The organism is Leptospira sanjuanensis (assembly GCF_022267325.1).
Taxonomy (GTDB): Bacteria; Spirochaetota; Leptospiria; order Leptospirales; family Leptospiraceae; genus Leptospira; species Leptospira sanjuanensis.
Map to the genome: position 1 here is coordinate 1852262 of NZ_JAIZBG010000001.1, position 22374 is coordinate 1874635.

The window sequence follows — 22374 nt, forward strand, 5'->3', positions numbered from 1 at the left end:
GTATTTCTCTAATTCGGGTTTTCCAAAAATCCTTTGAGGATTTCCATTTGTTTCGGATTCTTCAGTAAAAAGGAATCGTGACCTTCTCCGGATTGAAGTTCCAGATAAAACACTCGTTTGTCGGCCGCTTCCAAGGACTTTACGATCTCCCTCGATTGAGCCGGAGGATACAACCAATCCGAACTATAAGATACGATCAAAAATCGGCACGTCGCGGGGGAAAGGGCCGCGGTCAATTCCTTGCCTTTGCCTAAACTGTAATGATCGAGCGCCTTGGTTACGTAGATATAAGAATTCGCGTCAAAGCGATCCACGAAGCTTTCCCCTTGATAGATGAGATAACTTCCCACGGCAAAGTCGGTCGTTAAGATGTTTCCACGCGGAGGGTTTCTGCCGAATTTCTCTCTCATTTTGTCGTCGGAAAGATACGTGATATGACCGACCATTCTTGCGAGGGCCAAACCTTTCCGCGGAGAATTTTCGTCGTAAAGGCCGTTGTTCCAATTCGGATCCGAAAGAATCGCCTGTCTTCCGACTTCGTTGAACGCGATCTGCATCGCCGAATGTTCCGCGGTGGAAGCCATCACGATACAGTTCGAAAGCGCGTCCGGATAGGCGATGCTCCATTCGAGAGCCTGCATTCCGCCCATCGAACCCCCGGCCACACAAAAAAGTTTTTCAATACCGAGAGATTCCACCAGGCGTTTTTGCGCGCGCACCATGTCTTGGATGGAAACGAACGGAAAACGGGAGCCGTACGGGGTTCCTGTTTCCGGATGAATCGAAAGAGGACCGGAGGAACCTTTACAGCCTCCGATGACGTTAGAGCAGATGATAAAGTATTGATTGGTATCGAAGGATTTACCGGGACCGATGTAGTCGTCCCACCAACCCGGTTTTTTCTCCGCTTCGGTATGAAAGCCCGCGGCGTGCGCATCTCCCGAAAGAGCATGGCAGATCAGGATCGCGTTGTCTTTGGAAGGGGAAAGAGTGCCGTAGGTTTCGTACGCGATTACGACCGGAGATAAAACGGAACCGTTGTCCAAAGGAAGTTCTTTGAACTCGGCGTATTTGGTTTCAACAATTCCGATCGATCCGGATTCATTCATAGAGTTGCTTGCCACTTTCCTTTCCACCGGGTAACTTTTCAGTTACTTTCTTGGACGAGAAGGGAAAAGAAAAGTGGCGTCCGATTTCCAAAAAAGTCAGATCGCCTTCGGGATCAAACTTTCTTCAGAGCTTCTTCCAGATCGAAGAGAATATCTTCGATGTTTTCCAAACCGACCGAAAGACGGATGAAGTCCGGAGTTACACCCGCGGAAAGTTGTTCTTCCGGAGTCAACTGTTGGTGCGTAGTCGAAGCCGGGTGAATCGCCAAGGACTTCGCATCGCCCACGTTTGCGAGAAGGGAGAATAACTCGAGACCGTCGATGAACTTCTTCGCTTCCGCAACTCCTCCTTTGACTCCGAACCCGAGGATCGCACCGTAAAGATCATTCTTATGATACTTCTTTGCTAATGCGAAATTCTTGTCCGTTTTCAAACCGGGGTAGTTGACCCAGGATACTTTCGGATGTTTACTCAGGTATTCCGCGACTGCGAGAGCGTTCTCGGAATGTTTGCGGATACGGAGCGGAAGAGTTTCCACGCCTTGCAGGATTTGCCATGCGTTGAACGGAGAAAGTGCTGCTCCGGTATCGCGCAAACCTTGCAATCTCGCTTTGATGATAAATGCGATGTTCGCTCCGCCGAACGGTTCGAACTTACCGAAAACATCCCAGTATTTCAGTCCGTGATAACTCGGATCGGGTTCGGTAAAATTTTTAAATTTCCCGTTCCCCCAGTTGAATTTACCGGAATCGATGATGATCCCGCCGATGGAAGTTCCGTGACCGCCTAAGAATTTAGTCAGGGAATGAACTACGATATCCGCACCGTGTTCGATCGGATTGACCAAATACGGAGAAGGGAGGGTGTTATCCACGACAAAAGGAACGCCGGATTCGTGCGCAACCTTGGCGATCGCGGCGAGATCCAACGTATCTAATTTAGGATTCCCCACGGTTTCCGCGTAAAAGGCTCTGGTCTTATCGTTCACGGCCTTACGGAAATTTTCGGGATTCGAAGGATCCACAAAGTGAACCTTAATTCCCAGTTTTGGAAAAGTATAATGAAGAAGGTTATAGGTTCCCCCGTACAAGGAAGCGGAAGCGACGATTTCTTGTCCCGTTTCCACGATGTTCAAAAGCGCCAGCGTTTCAGCCGCTTGACCGGACGCGGTAGCAAGCGCGGCAACTCCGCCTTCCAAAGCGGCGACTCTTTGTTCGAGGACGTCGGTGGTCGGATTCATCAGTCTCGTATAGATATTTCCGAATTCCTGCAGGCCGAAAAGACGAGCTGCATGGTCCGTATCTTTAAAAACGTAGGACGTGGTCTGGTAAATCGGCACGGCTCTGGAAGTTGTGGTTGGGTCGGGGGATTGTCCTCCGTGGAGCGCGATCGTTTCGGGTTTATAATTTCTTGGCATTCGGCTAGTTCTCCTTTTCTCGAATTCTTAGAAATTGGTTTAGAATGTCAAACAAAATTCCGTTATAACAGATTTAACTTCTGTTTCTGTGGATCGATTTGTAAAAAAATTTCCATTGCAATTCTAGAGTTTTCTGATCTTATTCTCCCCCTAATGCCCGTAAATCGCATATTTTCCGATTTTAGATTCGTAGGAGGAGCGATTCAAGGCTCGTTTCTACCGATAATTGAGTATGCTAAAGATGAAGGAGAATGAACGGGATTTTTAAGAATCTTCGGTGATCCATCCGACATGACCAAACGCTCGAAATATCTATTTTCTTTCCTATTTCTTTTCTTTGCCATTCAGACAGGAATTCAGGCTCAACTCTGGATGCCTCCCGGCAGACAATACATGCATCCCGCAGATCCGTTTACGTATGATCTCGGGATCAACAAATACCAGAACGACTACTATCTCTATGTCGCACCGACGGTGAACTTCAACTTCGGGGGGGATTTCGGAGCGTCTTTGACCGTTCCTTTGAACTTTTTGATGTATGACGTCGATCCGAAACAGGAGAATTCCAAAATCGGAAAGTTGCGTTCCTTCGATTACAACGAAAAGAGCGATTATCTTCGATTGATCAACAATATCTGGTTCGGACAATACGGAAAATACACACCCGGAGAAGTCACGTATTCCGCGTATTTGGGAAAGATGTTCGACGGTTATATCGGACACGGAACGATCGTAAACCGGTACGTCAACAACCAACGACTGGATGTGTACAACGTGGGTCTTCAGGCCGACATCAACAGCGATTACGGAGGGGTGCAGGTATTTGCGAACTCCATTTACACGAGAGAAGTCAGTTCCGCCCGCGTTTATATCCGTCCTTTCGCCGTAGGATTCAAACTCTTTGATATCATCACGGGCCGCGCGAAATTCTTAACCATGTTGACCGTGGGACAGGGAAACGTAGCGGACGAGGCGGGAAGAAAAAAGGTCTACGAAGAAGTAGGAGCGGAAGAGAAAGAATCTTATCGCGCTTTGATCGAAGATCAAAAGACGAAAGAGAAAAAAGAGGAGATGATACCCGCGGATAAAAAACCGGAAAAGCCGCAGAACCTCAAAGAACTTTTCAATCAGGATAACTTTAGCAATCGTTTTGCGATCGGATACACGACCGCATTCGACAACAAGGCCCCTTTGGAATTGAAGTTCGATACGACCGGAAAACTAAGAGTGGACGACAACAACAATCCTCTCGTAAAATCCACGGAGAAGTTGACGATCACCGGTTTCGACTTCGAATACAAATTGTTAAGCGCCAAATACATCGAACTCACTCCGTATTACGACGTGAATAAGATCAAACAGATCGACGGAGCGAAAGGAACGCATTACGGAGCAATTCTTCGTTTGGGCGGCAAGGACATCTATCTTCAGGTAAAACCGGAATACAGAAATATGACCGCCAATTATATTCCGATGTATTTCGACAGTTTCTACGAATTGGAACGCTATCAAAGCAATCTGCAGAGCAATATCCCGCAGACGAAACTCGAAGCGGCAAAGTTAGCCGATCCCGATGCCGCCAAGGTAAAAGGATACTTTACGACCGTGTTGTTCAGCTTTTACAGAATCGCCGTCGAATCCAATTACGAAAATTATTCCGGACCGAACAACTCTCGGGTGTTCGTCGGGGTTTATATTCCATTGGGCACCTTGGTTCTGTTAAACGGATATTATATGAAGAAGGGTTTCGACGAAAACAAGGAAGCCTTTAAACTCGACGATCGTTCTCAAGGCGCCTTGGAACTCGCGATCAATCTCGGATTTGCAGCGGTTCGTTTGCAGAACGTCCGCAAGTGGGTTTACAATACGACATCGAGTCAATACGAAGCGCAGGACGAACAGAAGGTTCTTTTTTCGAGCAACTTAACGTTCTAAAAAGAGTTCCGATTCTTCCAGTCGGGCCAAAAGAAACGCGACGGCGGTTTCGGTCCGCAAAACACGGCTGGAAAGGTGAAGGGTTTGAAATCCTTTTTCTTTCCAAAAATCGATTTCACTTTTGATAAAACCGCTTTCCGGGCCGATAGCCGCCAAAATTTTCAAGGGAGAATCCATTCGAAATTCTGCATGCGATTTTTTTTCGCGAATGATTCTCGACGGAGAATCTCCTTTTCGATCTAAAATCCAACGAAGTCCGAAACCGCTTTCCGCGGAAAGAGTTTCTTCTAAAACAGCGTCCGCTCGTTTTTCGAAATCCCAGCGAACCTTCGGCAGAAAGATATTTTTTCCTTGTTCCATCCCTTCCACAAGTTCCGATTCGATTTCGTTTCGATTCCAAATCGGGGAGGTTCGATATTCTTTTCTGGCGTTTTTACTCAGAAAGAAGCGGATTGTCGCCACACCCCAGGTTCCGGCCAACTGGAGAATCTTCCGAACCGTCGGGGGACGGTTGACCGCGATTAAAAGATGCACTTCCGGAAAACGAGGTTTCGGAATCAGAATCGGTTTGTACGTTCCGGTCAATGCCTTGGGTCCGATTTCTTCGATCTTAAGTAAACCCAGGCTTTTGTCTAAGAGTCCCGTTTTCAGACGGTCTCCCGATCGTTTATTCAGAATTTTGAATATATGTTCGGTGCGTTGCGGATCGTTGATGGAAAAACGGTTCGAGTTTCCGATTCTCCATTCTTCTTTGCAGATTAAAAGATTCAAGGGAAGAGGACGCGCTTAGATTTCAAATTTCGGTTTGGTTTCTTGCTGCGGAGGAGTGGTGGAAGGTTCGTCCGGTATGATTTCTTGCGGCTGCGATTCTTGAGGGGTAGTCTGATCCGGAAACGGATTCTGATTTTGCAGATCGGAGAACGGAGAAAAGAAACAGGTTCGAACGATTCCGATCGCTAAGAGTATGAGTAAAAGATTTCTTGCAAACCGTTTTCCGGGCGTTTGTCCGAAGGTCTGCGCGCTTGCGGTACGAAACCGGCGCCCGAAGTCGGATGTGTTTTGACGGAAACGATTCCAAAAGGTTTCGAGAGAACTTTTACGATAGGGATTGTCTTCTTTGGAATCCTTTTCAAAGTAGCCGTCGCCGTGTTTTCCGGCGTTGTCCGGATCGAATAAAAAAGATTCATAGCACCGCGGACACCGGACGGTCAGTTTTCCCAAATCAATGGGAATCCTGAGTTCCGTCTGGCATCGGGGACAAGGGAGAATGTATCGCACTTTTTAGTAGCGGAGAGATTCCTTCAGAGCGTCTACGTTCTCTTTGTAATTTTCGTTTCCTAACTGATCGTTGTAATCGAAAATTTTGGTAAAGAGTCTATCAAACTGGTCCAGATGTTTGATATAGAATTCCTTTTTGAACGAGTTGCGGATCGGGTGAGTTTTTGTGTTCTCAACGCCCGCGAGGATGTATTTCCCGACGCCTTTTTCAGCGGGGGTTTCCGGACGACCGTACTCCGGATAGTTGTCTTTTTGAAAGAAAACTTCCACCTTATCGTTGTGAGACGGTTGAGTGTTCGGTCCTCTGTCCATCACTTCGGAGATGATCTTGTCTTCCAGAACCATATTATTCTTATAGATTTTGGATTTCAGTTTGTTGATATTTCTTGGAGGTTCGGATCTAGGCTCAGGATCATTGCTGTTTTGACCTTCGAAGTAGATCTCCATGTATTTTGCGAGAGATCCTTGAACGGTTTTGTTCAATCCTCTTTCTTCATCGCGGATAAAGTCGTAAACTTCAACACGGATGCAGTTGTTTGCCGGATCTTCCTGATTGAGTGCGGGAGCACATTCGTCGTTGTTCGCCTTTCCTTTAAACAGAACGGTTCTGAACGGGAGAACTCTCACTTTCATCTTCATAAGAACCGTATGACGTGTCAGTCTTTGGTTCAATTCGAAGATCTTTTCATCGAGTTTTCTCTCTGTTTCCAGAATGGACTGGCCTAACTGAGCGTCTGATTGTGATTTCTGGTCTGCGTTGGAATTTTGCTGAGAAAATACCGCAGTAGAAATTGCGACGAGAACTACTAAAAATAGCTTTTGAAGTTTCATTTCCCCTTGTCCTTAGTAAGCGGATATTTGAATTTTACTTATCAGACGTATATAAATCATACGCTGGTCGTAAAATCCTATGTGTATTATCGGGAATAATAGACTCCAGATTGAATGAATGCACCACTTTTTATTCAAAAATCCGATATTATTTCGATCGGGTGGAGCTATTTTCCAGATACAGTTCATACGGTGGTGGGACCGGTTTCAATCCTTTTTCAATGAGATAGGAGGCCCATTTGCGCTCCACCAAATCGCAGAAATCCCGAATCGTTCTTCCCGAATGTCCGTTTAAACCTTCCGAGATTTTGGTTCGCTCGGTTTCGGAAAGATGGACGGCATATGTCTCCAGAACCTTAGCACGTTCGGAAAGATCGGGTAACGGGAAGTAGATGGTTCGATCGAATCGGGAGAGAAGAGCGTGATCCAAATCCTGCTTTCGGTTCGTAGCTCCGATGGTAACGGAATTTCTCTGGCTACTGAAACCATCGATCTTTCGTAACAGAACGGAAAGAATCTTACGAGTGGCTTCGAACATTCCTTCTTCTCTGCTTCCTGCGAGCGAATCGATCTCGTCCAGAAAGATCAAACAGGCGGGAAAGAGCGCGGCCGCATCGAAGACGTAGGCCATGTTCTGCGCGCTTTCTCCATAGTATTTACTCATGATGGATTCCACCGGAACATAGATCAAAGGAAGTCCCGTCATACAGGAAACCACGCGGGCCATCGTCGTTTTTCCGACACCCGGATCTCCTTCAAAAAGAACGGCTCGCGGCCTTGTGTCGCTCGGAAACTTGCGCGTGAGTTTGGAGAGTTCCGCGAGCATGTCGGGGTTTTTTAAAGGAAGAATGATGGATTCCAGAATCTGTTGTTTTACCCCGTCGTATCCTGCGACTTGATCGAAGGTAACTGATTTTCCGTTCTTCTCCGCGTCCAAGGGATGAAAGACTTCTACGCCCAGAGACGCCAAGAGTTCTTCCGGTTTTGCGGTTTCGGCCCCTTTTTCCGATTTTAAGAATTTAAAGAGTTCGAGGGTCGCGAACAATTCTTCTCTTGTAAAATCTCCCTTTTTGGTGATTTCGACTCGATTTTTGGTTCTTCCGGAATAGAATCGAAAGCGGATCGTATCCAAAAGATTTTTGGTTTCGAAGAGATTTTCATGGAGGGCTTGGATGCAGTAGTATCCCGGCTCGAACGTATGAATTCGCAGGTTCTCGATATGATTCTTCAGAATTTGAAGACAATCAAAGAGGGCCGTTTTGGAAACGGAGGAAACACCGAATTCTATCTTAAGATCTTTTTTTTCGGAGGTTACAACGGGAAGATCGGCGTTGGAGAATCCAAGCACGCTCAGTTCTTCGTGTAAAAAGCTCTTGGTTTTCGTAAAATCGACTTCGGAAGGAATCGTGTTGTCGGAAGCCGATTCGGAGGATGAGGGGGAACTCAAAGTGTATAATACCTCGTTTGAAACTGAAAATACTGTTGTAGGAATCTAGGATTCTGTCGATTTCTTTACTATCGGATTCGTAAAGGAGAAGGAAAAATGGGAGAAGGGTCACTCTCACAGGAAGATATAGACGCCCTTTTGACGGGCGGAGGCGGTGACGCCGCACCTGGAGCCGGAAGCGGATCCGATTTTAATCTCAGTGGAGAATTGGATTCTCTGTTGGGTGGAGGAGGCGATGCTCCCGGAGGCGGAGGGGGCGGATCGGATGCGCCTTCCTTTGCGGATATTTCCGCGGCGCTTGGACCTTCTTCGACCCCTGCACCTTCCGCGCCAAGACCGGCTTCTCGTCAAGCTTCGCCGTCTCAATCCACGAACTTAAACTTACTGATGGACGTAAACCTGGCTCTTACGGTGGAGTTGGGAAGAACCAATATGTTTATCAAGGACGTAAACGGTCTGAACGAGGGTGTTGTCGTAGAATTGGATAAGAATGTCGGCGAAGATTTAGATATTCTTGCCAACGGCCGCTTGGTCGGAAGAGGTAAGCTCGTCGCGATGGACGACTTTTACGGGATTCAAATTACGGAGATCGTGGAACAAAGCAGAAGACTTTGATTTGTATGAGTTCCCACATCCAATCGAATATCGAACGAATTCGTCGTAATCAGAAATTCGTATGAGTTCCCACAAATTTGGAAAATTCCGTGACTTCTTCTCCTTCTCCGTTTTTGTATGAGTTCCCACACGGAGATTCGTCATACGACAAAATCTCCGTGCTTCGACAAAATCGAATCTTAATTTTTCTGATCCACGTTCCCTAAAACGGATTTCAGGATGGAACGGAAATTCGTCAGATTCAACGGAAGAACGATTTCCGTTTTCTTGCCGGAAATCTTTTCAAATTCCTTAATGAACTTCTGGCCGATTCTGAGTTTGACCGCGTCTTTTCCGCCTTTTGCATTGATGGACTGAGCCAAAAGTTCGATCCCTTTTGCGGTAGCGGTTGCGATCGCTTCCACTTCCTTAGCGACCCCTTCAGCCTCGTTGATCCGTTTTTGTTTTTCCCCTTCGGACTTGTTGATCGCTTCTTCCTTAAAACCGAGAGAACGGTTGATTCTCGCGTCGCGATCCCCTTCGGATAAGGAGATTTGCGCCTTCTTCGTGATCTGCGCTTTTTTCTCTTTTTCCATCGCTTCTAAGATCGATTTCGGTGGAGTGATGTTTACGATCTCGTAACGATTCACCTTGATTCCCCAAGGCTCGGTAGCTTGATCGAGCACTTCTAAGATCTTGCTGTTGATCGCGTCCCGTGTTTCGAACGTAACGTCCAAGTCCATGGTTCCGATGATGGCACGCATCGTGGTTTGCGCGAGCTGGGAAGCGGCGAATTGATAGTCGTTGATTCCGTAACTCGCTTTGTGCGGATCCAACACTTTCAAATAAAGAATTCCGTCCATGTCCACTTTCACGTTATCCTTGGTGATACAAGTCTGCGGAGGAACGTCGGTCGCTTGTTCCTTGAGAGTGTGGTAGTAGGCGTCCTTTTCGATAAAAGGCCAAAGAAGATGAAGGCCCGCATGCAGAGTTCTACTGTATTTACCGAACTTTTCGACGACGATACAATCCTGCGCTGAAACGATTCGAATCGAGCGGTAGAGTTTGTATGCGAAGTAGATTCCGAACAAGGTCCAGAATATCATTACGAACGTGGTTTGAAACGTTTCCATCTTATTGACCTTCCTTTTCTTTCGGAGCTTTGATTTCCGGAAGTTTTCCGGTAACTTTGGAAAGACCTTCGAACACTCCCGCGATGTTTGCGAGTTCGGTCGGAAGGATCGTAGTTTTGGAAACGCTTAGAATTTCACCGAGGCCCGTGAGATAATCTTCCGTGATTTGTAAATTGACCGCTTCTCCGCCCCCTTCGCGAGAAATCGATTCCGCGATCATACGGATTCCTTTGGCTTTCGCCTCTGCGATCAGCTCGATCTCCAAAGCCTTTCCTTCGGCCTCGTTGATCTTTTTCATTTTTTCCCCTTCGGAAACGTTGATGGCTTCTTCTTTTTCACCTACGGAGCGATTGATCCGGGAAAGTTTTTCTCCTTCCGAGATCGTGATCTCAGCGCGTTTGACGCGCTCCGCTTTTACTTGCTCTTCCATTTCATGGAGAATTTCTTTCGGAGGGGAGATGTTCTTGATTTCGTATCTTGTCACCTTGATTCCCCAAGGATCGGTCGCTTCGTCCAAAGCGCGCACAACGTGGGAATTGATATCGTCCCGTTCCGCGAACGTCTGATCGAGAATGAGTTTTCCGATTTCGGAACGAAGAGTCGTCTGCGCGAGTTGTTGCGTCGCGAGCATATAATTTTCGATGGCATACGAAGCCTTATACGGATCGACTACTTTCAGATAAAGAATTCCGTCCACCGCGATGGAAACGTTATCCTTTGTGATACACATCTGCGGAGGAATGTCGATCGCGCTTTCTTTGAGACTTTGTCTGTACTTGACGACTTCGATGACGGGCCAGAGAAAATGAAAACCCGCTTCCAAGGCTCCTTTAAAAACTCCCACGCGTTCCACGACGTAACAAAATTGTTGAGGAACGATGATGAACGTTTTTCGAATCAGATAGATCAGCGCTATGAAGAATAGCGTGAATATAAACCCTGCGGACATAGTATCTCCTTTTTATTTTTTATTTCAGAATGAATTCAGTCTTCCGGAAGTTCCAAGGGTTCCACGAGAAAGGTGAGATTGTCTCGGCTTAAAATTCTCGCTTTGCTTCCTTTGGGAATCCGACTCTTTTTGGAAACGGCGTCCCACTCGACTCCTTGAAAGAGAACTCTTCCTCCCTTACGTTCCACAAGAACGTCTTTGACGACCGGAACCAATCTTCCGATCTGATCATTTTCCGGAACCGAGTGTTCTGTTTGAGCCGGAAAGATTTTTCGAATGGTCTCGCTTCCCGCGTAGATGAGAAGAGTGGAAAGCGAGGCCCACAACCCGAGTTGCCACCCGAGGGAAATATCGAAAAAATAAACGACGATTCCCGTGAGAATACCGGCGGTTCCCAAAAAGGCGACGAAGGTTCCGGGTATAAAAAATTCGGCGAGAATCAAAAGAACGCCGCCGCCGATCCAGAGCGTTACGGGAAGGTTGGAAAGAAAATCAGGCATGAAAGACGCATTCTCCCGAGTGGAACAGATTCGTAAATTTTTTTCAGAGTTCAATCCGTTTTTTCTATTTTAAAAAAAAGGGAAACGGACGGAACTATCCAGAGAAAGGCATGAAAAAGAAACTTCTTCTCGGATTCGTTTTAGCGCTCTTCCTCCTGCAATTCCTACCTTTAAACCCTCCCGGTGGAGACAATCGAGAGGAGATCGAAACCTCCGATGAAGTCAAAAAAATATTGAGGAAATCCTGTTACGACTGTCACTCCGATCTGACGGTCTGGCCTTGGTATTCCAAAATTTTTCCGGTCAATGCGTATCTCTATCATCATGTGGAAGAAGGAAAAGCGGAACTTAATTTTTCGCAGTGGAAGACTTTGACGAAAAAGGAAAAATCCACGAGAGGCGATTCGATTTTGGAAACCCTCGAAGAAGGAGAAATGCCTCCGGCGGATTACGTGCTTTTTCATCCATCCGCAAAAATCTCCCCGGAAGAATTGGACGTTTTGAAAAACTGGATTCAAGACCTGGAAGAAGAGTATCAGAAAGAAGAATGAAAAATAATCTGGCAAAGACGTTATGACTGGGAAAGACAAAAAACTCTGGGGCGGAAGATTTCAGGAAAAGGCTTCTTCGATCATGGAACGGATCGGAGAATCCGTATCCTTCGATCATAAACTTTATAAGGAAGACATTCAAGGCAGCATCGCGCACGCAAGAATGCTGAAACAAATCGGCATCTTAAACGCAGAAGAATTGTCCAAGATAGAAACTTCCCTCGACCAAATCAAAACCGAACTCGAAGAAGGAAAGCTCGAATTCAAAAGCGAGCTCGAAGACGTTCACATGCACATCGAATCCCGATTGACCGAACTCATCGGCGAGACCGGAAAAAAATTGCATACGGCCAGATCGAGAAACGATCAAGTAACTCAGGACGTACGGCTTTATATCCTTCATCAAGGAAAAGAAATTTTAAAATCCATCGTATCGCTCCGACGTTCTTTGTATGAAAAAGCCAAACAAAGCGTGGACGTAATCCTACCGGGTTATACGCATTTGCAGGTCGCGCAACCGATCCGTGCTTCTCAATATCTTCTTTCCTGGTTTTGGGCCTTGGAGAGAGATCAGGAATTTTTTCGGTTTGCGCTCAAGGCTTCGGAAGAATTGGCCTTGGGAAGCGGAGCGATGGCCGGCGTGAATTACCCGACCGATCGGGAATTCTTACGAAAAGAATTGGGGCTTTCTAAAATTTCCCACAACTCTATGGACGGGGTTTCCAGCCGGGATCATATCCTGCAATTTCTATTCGCTTGTTCGCAGTGGATGATCCACGCGTCCCGGATCTGCGAAGATATCATTTTGTATTCTTCGCAAGAGTTCGGAATTTTGCGTTTGCCCGATTCGTTGACGACCGGTTCTTCCATTATGCCTCAAAAGAAGAATCCCGATATAGCCGAACTCATCCGCGGAAAAGCGGGAAGGGTCATCGGAAATCTGAATCATCTTCTCGTGATGCTTAAGGGATTGCCTTCCACTTACAATCGAGATCTGCAGGAAGACAAGTTGGCTCTCTTTGATTCGATCGAAACCGTCGGGATCAGCTTGGAAGGAATTCGGGAAATGATCGAGGGTTGGGTTTGGGTTCCGGAAAGGGCGGAATCTTCTTTAAAAAACGGATTTGCTACCGCCACCGATCTCGCGGATTTTCTCGTGGACCAAAAGAAAATTCCGTTTCGAACCGCCCACGAGCTTGTGGGGACGCTCGTCGGTTTATGTGTGGAACGAAAAAAGACCTTGTTCGATATACCGGAATCGGATCGAATTTCGATTTCCGAACATTTTGCGGGAAAGGAATACGAGGACGCCGTCTCTCTTTCTCTTTCCACCGATAAAAAAATATCTTATGGAGGAACTTCCAAACAAAGACAAGAAGAGCAGTTAAAAATTGCGCTGGAATCTTTACGGGAAGCCGAAACATTGTTTGTATGAGAATCATCACCGGAACCGTTATCCTTCTTTCCTTTTTTGCGTGTAACCGAAATCCGTTTGCACAAAACCGTTACCAACCGGAAGTTTATACTCCTTCTTCGGTCGTAGTTCCCAAGCCGGATGCTGCGGTGATTCCTTTACCGGAAAAACCCGCCGTGTATGCGATCTTCTTAACGACTCAGGGAAACATGGCCGTGGAGCTTTTTGATCAGGACGCGCCGAAAACCGTTCAGAACTTTATCGATCTGGCACAAGGTGAAAAAGAATTCTTAGCAAGAAACGGACAAAAGGTGAAGAAACCTTTTTACGACGGACTTACGTTTCACCGAGTCATAGAGAACTTTATGATCCAAGGCGGTTGTCCGAACGGCGACGGAACCGGAGGACCGGGATACCGGTTCGACGACGAGATCAACGGAAAGTCACTCGGTCTCGACAAGATCCAAGCCGGACAAGCTCCGTATTATCAGTATCAATTGCAAAGAGCAGTCGCCAACGAACTTCAAATTAAAAACAGGGAAGAAGCCGAGTCAAAACGGGAACTGATCGAAAAAGCGTTCGAAGACGCAAAGAAGTTGTCCGTTCTCGAAATTCTTTTTAGAACCGGATATAAATACAATGAAACCTTAAAGTCTCACAGAGCGATCAAAGGTTCTCTCGCGATGGCGAATGCCGGACCGAACACGAACGGATCCCAATTTTTCATCAACCAAGTCGATACTCCTCATTTGGACGGACTTCATACGGTGTTCGGACAATTGGTTTCCGGAGCGGACGTAGTGGATCGGATCGTAAAGGCCGGAAATTCCAAAACGACGATCAAAAAAGTTCTCATCGTAGATAAAAGAGCGGCGGCGACCACGGCACAATGAGCGCCGCGCCGAACAAAGCTCAGGCGGGATTGTATCTCGCCGTGGTTCAGGAACTGGCGAGTTATTCCGCCGGTTCCAGCACGAGCCGCATCCTGGACCGCTTGTCTTTGCTTCCTGCACACGATCAGGATTCGAGAACCGCCGTCTTGGAAACGAGCGCAGGGAAGAATCTTCCGGATCGTTTGGTGGGAATTCTGAAACTTTTTCGGATCATCCATTCCAAACGTCAGGAAGTGCATTCCTTTTACGAAACGGCGATGTCGAAATACGGAACGATCAATTCCCTCACTGCAAAACGAAGACCGACCGACGACGAAGCCAAGATCAAACAGATTCTGACGGATTATATTCTAAAAATTGAATCTTTTTTCGAAAAGAACGATATCGGGGACGAAGCGCTCATCAAGGAGATCAATCGGTTTCTGACGGAGCTCGAATCCTTCAATTTGTTAAACGAAGACAACCTTTCCTCGTTGATTCTTTCCTCGAAGGCGATCTCTCTGATTCAACCTCCCATGGAAAAGCTTATTTCCTGTTACGACGACTATGAAAAAGTGGAACCGATCCTCAAACGATTGATCCGAATTGCGGAAATGCTCATAGAAGACGCCAAATCTCCGGGGTAAAAAACCGTATTTTTTCGCGGCTTTTGGGAGAAATTGCCGAAAATAAACCAGAATGATCCGGATTCTTTTCGCAATCGTACTCACGCCTCTGGTTCTCGTTGCGTTTCCTAAACGGGATGCACGCGGTTCCGTATCTGAAAATTATCTCAAACAACAAGGAATCATCACCTTGGATTTGAAAAAGATCCACTATCGGGAAAACGATCGGATTCCCGTAAAGATGTCCATTACGAATACGGGAAACGAAGTCGTCCGCATTTTTCCTTCCGGTCGCGATCTTGAATCCTATCGAATCGTGGTTCGTGACGAGGACGGAAATCAAATCCCGGAAAGAGACGAAGAACGGCGGATCGATCCGGTTTTAAAACGAAGAAACACGATCGAATCTCTGGAAGGAAAAGAAATCAAAGAAATCATTCTCCATAAGGACGAAGTTTTCTCGAAAGAAATCGATCTGAATTCCCGCTTTGATCTGAACCCGGGAAAAAAGTATTTCGTAACGGCCTATTTTCATCCGAACGTTCAGGAAATGCCCGCGCTCTTTATCCGTTCCCGCAATCAGCCTTATTTCTTTTACGAGGAAAAACACAGCGAACCCGTTCTTTCCTCGATTCCGGAAAAAGATCCGACCGTGGATGGGCTCGAGCCGGAAGAGGTGATTCATTTGTTTCTCGGTTCGGAAAAGAAAAAGAATTGGACACATCACTTTAAGTGGATCTATTTTCCGGAATACGTGCAAGCGTATGATCAATATTCGGAAGAATACAATCGCGCGGAAGAATCGGAACGCGATTTTTTACTGGAGAATTTCAAACGATATTTGACCGAGTCCAGAGCGGGGCTTCTCCATTCGTATCGAATTTTAAATACCGAAACCGTAACTCCGAGTTTGGCAAAGGTGACCGTTTTTGTGGAAAGAAGACTGAATCGACTGCGTTCTAAATACGAATATACATACACTCTCCGAAGAGTTCCCGACGAACAAGGAGGCTTTTGGAAAGTGTCTAACTTAGTAGCGAAGGTGAAGAAATGACAGAGATTTTATCCCAGGATGAAATTGACGCGCTACTCAGCGCCATCAGTTCCGGAGAAGTCAACGAATCGGATTACGCTTCCGTTTCCGAACAGAAAAAAGTAAAGATCTACGACTTCAAACGTCCGGATAAATTTTCAAAAGACCAGATTCGTACTCTGCAGATGATGCACGAAACTTTTGCGCGTTTGGCTACTACTGGTTTATCGGCGCAGCTTCGAGCCCTCGTATCCGTTCACGTCGCTTCGGTGGATCAGTTGACGTACGAAGAATTCATCCGTTCGATTCCGAACCCGACTACACTTGCCGTAATCAACATGGACCCTCTCCGCGGTTCCGCGATTTTGGAAATCGATCCTTCGATTTCGTTTACGATCATCGATCGTCTGTTCGGTGGTAAGGGAGAACAGGCAAAGATTTCCAGAGAACTTTCAGAGATCGAGATGAGCGTAATGGAAGGGATCATCGTGAGAATCCTCGGGAACATGCGGGAATCCTGGTCCACGGTAATCGACTTAAGACCGAGGCTGGGGAACATTGAAACGAATCCTCAGTTCGCTCAGGTCGTTCCTCCCAACGACATGGTGGTTTTGATCACACTCGAAACCAAGATCGGGGAAGTGGAAGGGATGACGAACCTTTGTATTCCTTACATCACGATCGAACCGATCATCAATAAGTTGTCGGCGCAGTATTGGTATTCTTCCATTCGAAAAGGGGAACTCGACGAGAACCGCGCCGTGATCCAAGAGCGTCTCGATCAGGTTGCGATTCCGTTGATCGCAGAAGTCGGTTCGGTGGACGTTTCCATCAACGACTTCATGAATCTTTCCGTAGGCGACGTGGTAAAACTCGAGAACACGTCCACGAGATCCGAGATGATCGTAAAGGTCGGAGAAAGAAAGAAGTTCAAATGTCTTCCGGGAAGAGTGGGAAGCAGACTTGCGATTCAGATCGGAGATCGAGTCGAGGATATTCCCGACGAACTCTTGGGTTCCACCCGTTCCGAGCAGGAATATTAAGAGAACGCATAAAAAAAGCGGTTTAACGCCGCCTTTTAAAATTCGAAGAAGGCTTCTTGCGGGAAGCCGCTCGACCAGGTTAGGATTTGGAAATTATTTTTTCCACTGGATACATTCGCCCGGGCATTCGTCCATTTCTTTCTGAACGATTTTCCAGTCTTCTTCCGGGATCGGAGCTTGGTTTACCATTTCTCCTCCGATATGAGTTTCCGAAGTATCATTGTCATCCATTTGAAAGTATTTCGGAAGATTGTCCGCACATTGATTGCAGGAAGTGCAGTTGTCCTTGTCTACATACGCAATTTTAGTCGCCATAGGCCTCGATTCTCCTGGGTTGGTTCTCCCGGTCGCTTAAAAAACAGGTTCCAAGATCAATTTTCTAATCACTACTTAGACGGCAAGTCCTTTTCTTAGGTTCTTCCTTTAGGAAAAGCGTCGTTTGAGTCCGTTTCGGTAGAATTCGGGATACTAGATTATGGAAAACAGGGAAAACTGTGGACTTGAAATAAATTTCATGCTACTTTGCCCGGAATAGAATTTGTAAATGGGAGAACCCGAAATGATTCAAAAAGGTTTATGCCTTGCATTGATCGTCTTATTCGCTATTGACTGTGGAAAATCCAAAAAGGATGATTTGCAGGGCGGAGTTTTTACCTTTATCAAAGGAACCGTTAAACTTTCGGATAAAGCAGGAAAGGAAAAGAAAGTAGGACTTTCGGAGTTCATTCTTCCGGAAGATAAAATCGAAACGGGAAAGGATTCCTACGCGGACGTTCAATTGATGGACGGAGTTATCATCCGTATCAAAGAAAATACGAGTCTGACGTTGAACAAGATTTATGTGGATTCGAAAAACGCGGAGATCTATTCGGATATCAGCTTAAACAAAGGAAAGATTTTTTCCAAGGTTGGTACGAAGCTGAACAAGTCCTCCGGATTTAAGGTTTCCACTCCGACTTCCACCGCGGCCGTTCGCGGAACCGATTTCCAGGTGGAAGTGGAAGGAAACAAAACCGAGACGCTCGTTTCCGATGGGGCGGTAGAAGTCGTCGATAACGACAATCCGGATCAAACCAATACCGCGGACGCGGGCGAAAAGATCGTATCCGACGGTAAAACTCAGAAAGAAGAAAAACTTTCCGAAGACGAGTTGAAGGAACTTCAAGAAGACGCTGCGACCGTTCAATCCGTGACCGAAGAACAAAGACAAAGAATCGAAGAGATTCTGAAGGACTTTAAGGAGAATAAAGAAAGAATTCTCCAAGGTTTGGAGGAACAAAAACAAAGAAATCAAGAACTCATCAACGCTACGAAAGAAGAAAATCGTAGAATGATCGACGAGGTGAAAGAGTCGGGCAAAGCGGAAAAAGAAGCGATTAAAAACGCCGCGGACGAAGAAAGAAAGAACATCAAGTCCGGGATCGACAAGGATAAGGAAGCTTTGGAAAATTCCAGAAAATCCCTCAAAGACCAGGTTAAACCTCAATAAGAAAGTTCGAGTTTCACTTTTTCAAGGAACCTCGGTTTCGTTTTTGTTAAGCGAAGTCGGGGTTTTTTGTTTTAGGTAGAATGTTTGGGATCGAAGAGAGAAATTTGTCGGAGTTCCGACGAAGCCACGTCCAAAAAGATACTTGCAAATAGAATGATTTTCTGATATAGGAAAATTCGTCTGAAATTTCTTCCCGCCACCTCTCCCCTCCACCCAAAAACTGGGTGGGGCGCAAAAATTTCACGGAAAAATTGTCGGAACTCCGACAAAACCTCACTCTCCCTTTGCGTCGTTTCTTAGTTTAAAATAAAGAATAATCGAAGTGAAGATGAACGTGAACACGTTCGCTAAGATGATAGGAAAATCCTGTTTGAGGCAGCCGTAGATAAACCAGAGAACCACACCGGTCACGAAGACGATATACATGTTTCTGGAAATGTCCTTCGTGCTTCCGCCCATCACGATTCGAATGAGCTGCGGTAAGAAAGAAACCGTAGTCAAGAGCGAAGCGATATAACCTAAAAACGTAATGGAGTCCATGTCGGTTTAAAAATCCGTTTAGGTCTTTGAATATTCCCGCGTCACGACGGTTTTAATTCCGCCGCGCGCGTTGTAATCTCCGATCACTTTCAAGTATTTCGGCTGGACCGCTTGGATCAGATCTTCTAAAATCTTATTCACGAGAAATTCATGAAAGATTCCCACGTTGCGATAACTGAGAATGTATTCTTTGAAGGATTTTAGTTCGATACAACGTTTGGTCGGAATGTAGGAAACGTAAATCACTCCGAAATCCGGAAGCCCTGTCTTTGGACAAACGGCGGTAAATTCTGGAACCGTAAAATCGATTGTATAATCCTTTCCCTCGTAAACATTGGTGAAAGATTCGATTTCGGGAGTTTTCAGAGCAGGAATATGGTCCTGTCTTCCGTCGTAGGTTTCTGGATGATTCGTTTCCATGAATAGTTCCTTGATGACCAGACTTTTCGATCTCTCCACAGCGAAAATTCTTTTTCCCAAATCCGAGTCCGTATCAAAGTCCCAAAGAGGGGTGGAATGGAAATCCAGAAGAAAATTGCCGTAGTAGATTTCGGTGGGCAGTATGCCCATCTGATTGCGTCCAGAATCCGAAGACTCGGAGCCTATACGGAAATTCTCTCCAACGAAGAACCGCTTTCCCATTATAAAAAATACGCAGGCATCATTTTATCGGGCGGACCCGAAAGCGTTTACGAACCGGACTCTCCCACCATCTCGACTGAAATTTTCGAACTCGGAATTCCCGTTCTCGGAATTTGTTACGGTCATCAACTCATCATGAAACTTTTGGGCGGCGTGGTCGAACGTTCCGGCACGGGAGAATACGGACCTGCTTCTCTCGAACTGCACGTTTCCAACGGCAATTCCCTTTCTCTTTTGAAGAATTTTGTCGGAGGAGAACAGGTTTGGATGAACCACGCAGACGAGGTGGTAAAACTTCCTTCCGGCTTTACGAGAATCGCCTCTTCGAAAGATTGCGGTTATGCGGTTGTGGAGAATTCTTCCAAGCGAATTTTCGGAATTCAGTTTCACGCGGAAGTCAGTCATAGTGAAAAGGGTTCGATCCTTTTGGACAACTTCGTTCAGATCTGCGGAGCTTCCCGCACCTGGGGACTCGATCAATTCTTAAAGGAAAAAATCAAAGAGATTCGAGCGACCGTAAAACCGGAGCAGAAAATCTTCATGCTCGTTTCGGGCGGAGTCGATTCCACCGTTTCCTATCTTCTTTTATGCAAGGCGCTCGGCGCTGAACGCGTTCTCGGATTTTTAATCGATACTGGCTTCATGAGAAAGGGAGAAGTTCTTCCCCTTCAGGAGAAGCTCACCGCGCAGAACATTCACCTAACGGTGAGAGACGAATCGAATCTTTTTTACGAAAGTCTGAAAGGTAAATCCGATCCGGAAGAGAAAAGAAAAATCGTTGGGAATTTATTTCTGGAAGCGCGGGATCGCGCCGTGAAAGATCTCGATTTGGAACACGGAGATTGGCTCTTAGGACAAGGAACGATCTATCCCGATACGATCGAATCCGGCGGGACCAAACATTCTCATACCATCAAGACGCATCACAACCGAGTCGAAGCGATTCAAAAATTGATCGAAGAAGGGAAGGTGATCGAACCGATCCGCGATCTTTACAAAGACGAAGTTCGCGATCTCGGAGTGATTCTCGGTTTGGAGCCGGAGTGGGTGGGACGTCATCCGTTTCCGGGACCGGGTCTTGTGGTTCGTATGCTCGCCGTGGAGAAACAAGGAAAGCCCGAAGATCAAAAGGCGATCGATTCGTACCTCGCGACCCAGAATGGACTCGAAGGGAAAATTCTTCCGGTAGCGAGCGTGGGAGTCAAAGGCGATCGAAGATCGTATGCCAACTGCGCGGTGTTAAACGATGTCGGAACCGATTGGAAAACCCTCGACCGGGTCGCAACGCATCTTTCGAACCAATTCTACTTTATCAATCGTGTCGTTCTTCTTCCCTTTGAACCGGAAGTAAAGAAGTTGAACTTTCGATTTACGGGAATGCAGTTGGACAAAAAATGTTCGGATCTTCTGCGAGAAGCGGATCATGCGGTCGAAACGGTGATTCGAAAAGCGGGGCTTTACGATAAAATTTGGCAGATGCCCGTCGTTCTATTGCCGATCGGTGAAACGGAAGACGAAAAGAGCATCGTTCTTCGTCCGGTGGAATCGCAGGAAGCGATGACGGCGAATTTTTTTCGGATGGAGCGTTCTTTATTGCAGGAAATCAAAACGGAAGTCCATAAAATTCCGGGGATACGTTACGTGTTCTTTGATCTCACGAACAAACCTCCCGGAACCATCGAGTGGGAATAAAGCCGTTAAGCGGGACTTTCGATCTTATATACTTTTACGGCCTGCGACTTTCCTTTTACCTTGACCTCGTCCAAAAATTCATGTTGAAATCGGTCCTTGTCTTTGAGCGATGCGATCGTGACTTCGCTCGCGATGATCGAACATTTGAATTCTTTCGTTAAACCTTCTACTCTGGAAGCCAAGTTCACGCTGTCTCCGATCACAGTTCCTTCCATGCGGTTTTCGTGCCCGATGATTCCGAGCATCAGATGTCCCGTATGAATACCGATTCCGATATCGATCGGATCCTGATTCTTTTCCTTTCGAAGTTCGTTGAATCGACGTAAGGCGCGCATCATAGCGAGAGAAGCTTCCACTGCGTCCTCGGCTCGCGAAGGAAAGATCGCCATGATCGCGTCTCCGATAAACTTATCGATAAACCCGTGGTGTTCTTTGATGACGGGCGCGATCATTCCCAAGTAATCGTTGATAAATCGAAAGTTTTCATTCGGCGTCATCGTTTCCGAAAGAGTCGTAAAACCACGAATGTCCGAGAACATAACAGTCATAAGACCTTCGGTTTGATCGGCAAGCTGCGTTTCCAGAATCGATCGTTTGCTCAAAAGAGAAAGGAGTTCTTTCGGAACGAAACGACTGTAAGCTTCGGATAATTGCTGCTGCGTATGATAGGCCGCGGCGTTTTCGATCGCGACCGCGATCTGATTTCCTACGATGCTCAAAATCATTTCGTCCAAAAGTTTGAACGCGTTGATTTCCGCGCTTTCCACTGCAAAGACGCCGAGCAACTTTTCCTTTACGAGAAGCGGAATCGCGATCTGACTCTTTGCGTCCTTTAATCCGGGAAGTTCGATTTTCTTTTCTTCCATTCCCAAAGATTGTCCGACCTGACCCGCATAGCGCATCTGCGTGCTGATTCCGACCATTCGCATGATCTTTCTTTTTTTTGCGACGACTCCGATCACACCTTTGCCGAATTCTACGGTAGCCCCGATTCCGCCTTCTTCGTAACCGCGGCTTGCTACCACCTTGAGAATTTCGGAATTTTCTTCGACCATCAGAATCATTGCGTGTTTGAACCCGAAAACCTCGTCCATGACTTTCATGATTCGTTCAAAAATTAGATCCAAATCCAGAGTGTTGAGGATTTCGGAGGAGATCGATTGAATGATCTCCACTTCTCTGGTTTTCCGGTTCAGCTTCTGGTTGAGTTCTTCGATTCCTTTTTGGTTCTCGACAAACTGCTTTTTGAAGTCTTCGATTTCCTGTTCGTTCGGCACG

The 22374-nt window shown here is 46.4% G+C and carries 23 protein-coding genes; 10 read left to right on the forward strand and 13 right to left on the reverse strand.

The annotated features are described in order from the left end of the window. Positions 1 to 8: 8 nt before the first annotated feature. Together metX and LFX25_RS08385 are read right to left on the reverse strand one after the other, a co-directional pair. Positions 9 to 1109: a homoserine O-acetyltransferase MetX gene (gene metX, locus LFX25_RS08380; RefSeq protein WP_238731552.1), complete on the reverse strand. Its 1101-nt coding sequence runs from the start codon at positions 1107 to 1109 to the stop codon at positions 9 to 11. Positions 1110 to 1222: 113 nt separating this feature from the next. Continuing rightward, positions 1223 to 2527: an O-acetylhomoserine aminocarboxypropyltransferase/cysteine synthase family protein gene (locus LFX25_RS08385; protein ID WP_238729844.1), complete on the reverse strand. Its 1305-nt coding sequence runs from the start codon at positions 2525 to 2527 to the stop codon at positions 1223 to 1225. Positions 2528 to 2818: 291 nt separating this feature from the next. Here LFX25_RS08385 and impL63 point away from each other — a divergent pair, with 291 nt between their 5' ends. After that, entirely contained in the window at positions 2819 to 4462 is a 1644-nt protein-coding gene (gene impL63 / locus LFX25_RS08390) for a cytoplasmic membrane protein ImpL63 (protein ID WP_238729845.1), read from the forward strand. Here the strand turns inward: impL63 and LFX25_RS08395 are convergent. From LFX25_RS08395 to LFX25_RS08410, 4 genes are all read right to left on the reverse strand, one after another. After that, positions 4451 to 5233 (reverse strand): 16S rRNA (uracil(1498)-N(3))-methyltransferase, encoded by a 783-nt coding sequence (locus LFX25_RS08395; protein WP_238729846.1) that lies wholly within the window; start codon positions 5231 to 5233, stop codon positions 4451 to 4453. The genes impL63 and LFX25_RS08395 overlap by 12 nt on opposite strands. Before the next feature lie 15 nt (positions 5234 to 5248). Next, the gene (locus LFX25_RS08400) at positions 5249 to 5683 is read right to left on the reverse strand and encodes a hypothetical protein (RefSeq protein ID WP_238729847.1); all 435 of its coding nucleotides are present in this window, start codon (positions 5681 to 5683) and stop codon (positions 5249 to 5251) included. A 60-nt stretch (positions 5684 to 5743) separates the two neighbouring features. Beyond that, positions 5744 to 6571: a flagellar-coiling protein FcpB gene (gene fcpB / locus LFX25_RS08405; protein WP_238729848.1), complete on the reverse strand. Its 828-nt coding sequence runs from the start codon at positions 6569 to 6571 to the stop codon at positions 5744 to 5746. A 148-nt stretch (positions 6572 to 6719) separates the two neighbouring features. Continuing rightward, the gene (locus LFX25_RS08410; protein ID WP_238729849.1) at positions 6720 to 8018 is read right to left on the reverse strand and encodes an AAA family ATPase; all 1299 of its coding nucleotides are present in this window, start codon (positions 8016 to 8018) and stop codon (positions 6720 to 6722) included. 96 nt (positions 8019 to 8114) lie between these two features. Between LFX25_RS08410 and fliN the strand changes: the two genes are divergently transcribed. After that, positions 8115 to 8633 carry a flagellar motor switch protein FliN gene (fliN, locus tag LFX25_RS08415; protein WP_238729850.1) on the forward strand — a complete coding sequence of 173 codons (519 nt, stop codon included), beginning with the start codon at positions 8115 to 8117 and terminating at the stop codon, positions 8631 to 8633. A gap of 179 nt (positions 8634 to 8812) precedes the next feature. Here the strand turns inward: fliN and LFX25_RS08420 are convergent, their stop codons facing one another. The 3 genes from LFX25_RS08420 to LFX25_RS08430 are packed head-to-tail and all read right to left on the reverse strand — an operon-like array spanning position 8813 to position 11194. Beyond that, entirely contained in the window at positions 8813 to 9745 is a 933-nt protein-coding gene (locus LFX25_RS08420; RefSeq protein WP_238729851.1) for an SPFH domain-containing protein, read from the reverse strand. Position 9746: 1 nt separating this feature from the next. Continuing rightward, the gene (locus tag LFX25_RS08425) at positions 9747 to 10694 is read right to left on the reverse strand and encodes an SPFH domain-containing protein (RefSeq protein ID WP_238729852.1); all 948 of its coding nucleotides are present in this window, start codon (positions 10692 to 10694) and stop codon (positions 9747 to 9749) included. Positions 10695 to 10729: 35 nt separating this feature from the next. Further along, a complete protein-coding gene (locus LFX25_RS08430; protein ID WP_238729853.1) occupies positions 10730 to 11194 on the reverse strand; it encodes an NfeD family protein in 465 nt (154 codons plus the stop codon). Between the two features lie 110 nt (positions 11195 to 11304). Between LFX25_RS08430 and LFX25_RS08435 the strand changes: the two genes are divergently transcribed. The 6 genes from LFX25_RS08435 to fliM are packed head-to-tail and all read left to right on the forward strand — an operon-like array spanning position 11305 to position 16733. Continuing rightward, a complete protein-coding gene (locus LFX25_RS08435; RefSeq protein WP_238729854.1) occupies positions 11305 to 11745 on the forward strand; it encodes a heme-binding domain-containing protein in 441 nt (146 codons plus the stop codon). Between the two features lie 22 nt (positions 11746 to 11767). Beyond that, positions 11768 to 13180, forward strand: a complete 1413-nt coding sequence (gene argH, locus LFX25_RS08440) for an argininosuccinate lyase (RefSeq protein ID WP_238729855.1) — start codon at positions 11768 to 11770, stop codon at positions 13178 to 13180. Next, positions 13177 to 14052 (forward strand): peptidylprolyl isomerase, encoded by an 876-nt coding sequence (locus LFX25_RS08445; RefSeq protein WP_238729856.1) that lies wholly within the window; start codon positions 13177 to 13179, stop codon positions 14050 to 14052. Before argH ends, LFX25_RS08445 begins: the two co-directional genes overlap by 4 nt. Continuing rightward, on the forward strand, positions 14049 to 14678 hold the full coding sequence (locus tag LFX25_RS08450; protein ID WP_238729857.1) for a hypothetical protein: 630 nt from the start codon (positions 14049 to 14051) through the stop codon (positions 14676 to 14678). Before LFX25_RS08445 ends, LFX25_RS08450 begins: the two co-directional genes overlap by 4 nt. A 52-nt stretch (positions 14679 to 14730) precedes the next feature. Then, positions 14731 to 15711 carry a hypothetical protein gene (locus tag LFX25_RS08455; RefSeq protein ID WP_238729858.1) on the forward strand — a complete coding sequence of 327 codons (981 nt, stop codon included), beginning with the start codon at positions 14731 to 14733 and terminating at the stop codon, positions 15709 to 15711. Then, complete coding sequence (gene fliM, locus LFX25_RS08460; protein WP_010574938.1) at positions 15708 to 16733, forward strand: flagellar motor switch protein FliM; 1026 nt, start codon at positions 15708 to 15710, stop codon at positions 16731 to 16733. Before LFX25_RS08455 ends, fliM begins: the two co-directional genes overlap by 4 nt. 93 nt (positions 16734 to 16826) lie before the next feature. Here fliM and LFX25_RS08465 read toward each other — a convergent pair whose 3' ends face one another. Then, positions 16827 to 17048, reverse strand: coding sequence for a ferredoxin (locus LFX25_RS08465; RefSeq protein ID WP_004460119.1), 222 nt, complete (start codon positions 17046 to 17048; stop codon positions 16827 to 16829). Between the two features lie 244 nt (positions 17049 to 17292). Between LFX25_RS08465 and lsa33 the strand changes: the two genes are divergently transcribed. Next, positions 17293 to 18222, forward strand: a complete 930-nt coding sequence (gene lsa33 / locus LFX25_RS08470; RefSeq protein ID WP_238731553.1) for a surface adhesin Lsa33 — start codon at positions 17293 to 17295, stop codon at positions 18220 to 18222. Positions 18223 to 18495: 273 nt separating this feature from the next. Here lsa33 and LFX25_RS08475 read toward each other — a convergent pair whose 3' ends face one another. Together LFX25_RS08475 and queF are read right to left on the reverse strand one after the other, a co-directional pair. After that, positions 18496 to 18762, reverse strand: a complete 267-nt coding sequence (locus LFX25_RS08475) for a SemiSWEET transporter (RefSeq protein WP_238729859.1) — start codon at positions 18760 to 18762, stop codon at positions 18496 to 18498. Positions 18763 to 18780: 18 nt separating this feature from the next. Beyond that, positions 18781 to 19290 carry a preQ(1) synthase gene (queF, locus tag LFX25_RS08480; protein WP_238731554.1) on the reverse strand — a complete coding sequence of 170 codons (510 nt, stop codon included), beginning with the start codon at positions 19288 to 19290 and terminating at the stop codon, positions 18781 to 18783. Here queF and guaA point away from each other — a divergent pair. Next, complete coding sequence (guaA, locus tag LFX25_RS08485; protein ID WP_238729860.1) at positions 19279 to 21096, forward strand: glutamine-hydrolyzing GMP synthase; 1818 nt, start codon at positions 19279 to 19281, stop codon at positions 21094 to 21096. The genes queF and guaA overlap by 12 nt on opposite strands. Before the next feature lie 5 nt (positions 21097 to 21101). Here guaA and LFX25_RS08490 read toward each other — a convergent pair whose 3' ends face one another. Then, positions 21102 to 22373 (reverse strand): adenylate/guanylate cyclase domain-containing protein, encoded by a 1272-nt coding sequence (locus LFX25_RS08490; protein WP_238729861.1) that lies wholly within the window; start codon positions 22371 to 22373, stop codon positions 21102 to 21104. Position 22374: the final 1 nt, after the last annotated feature.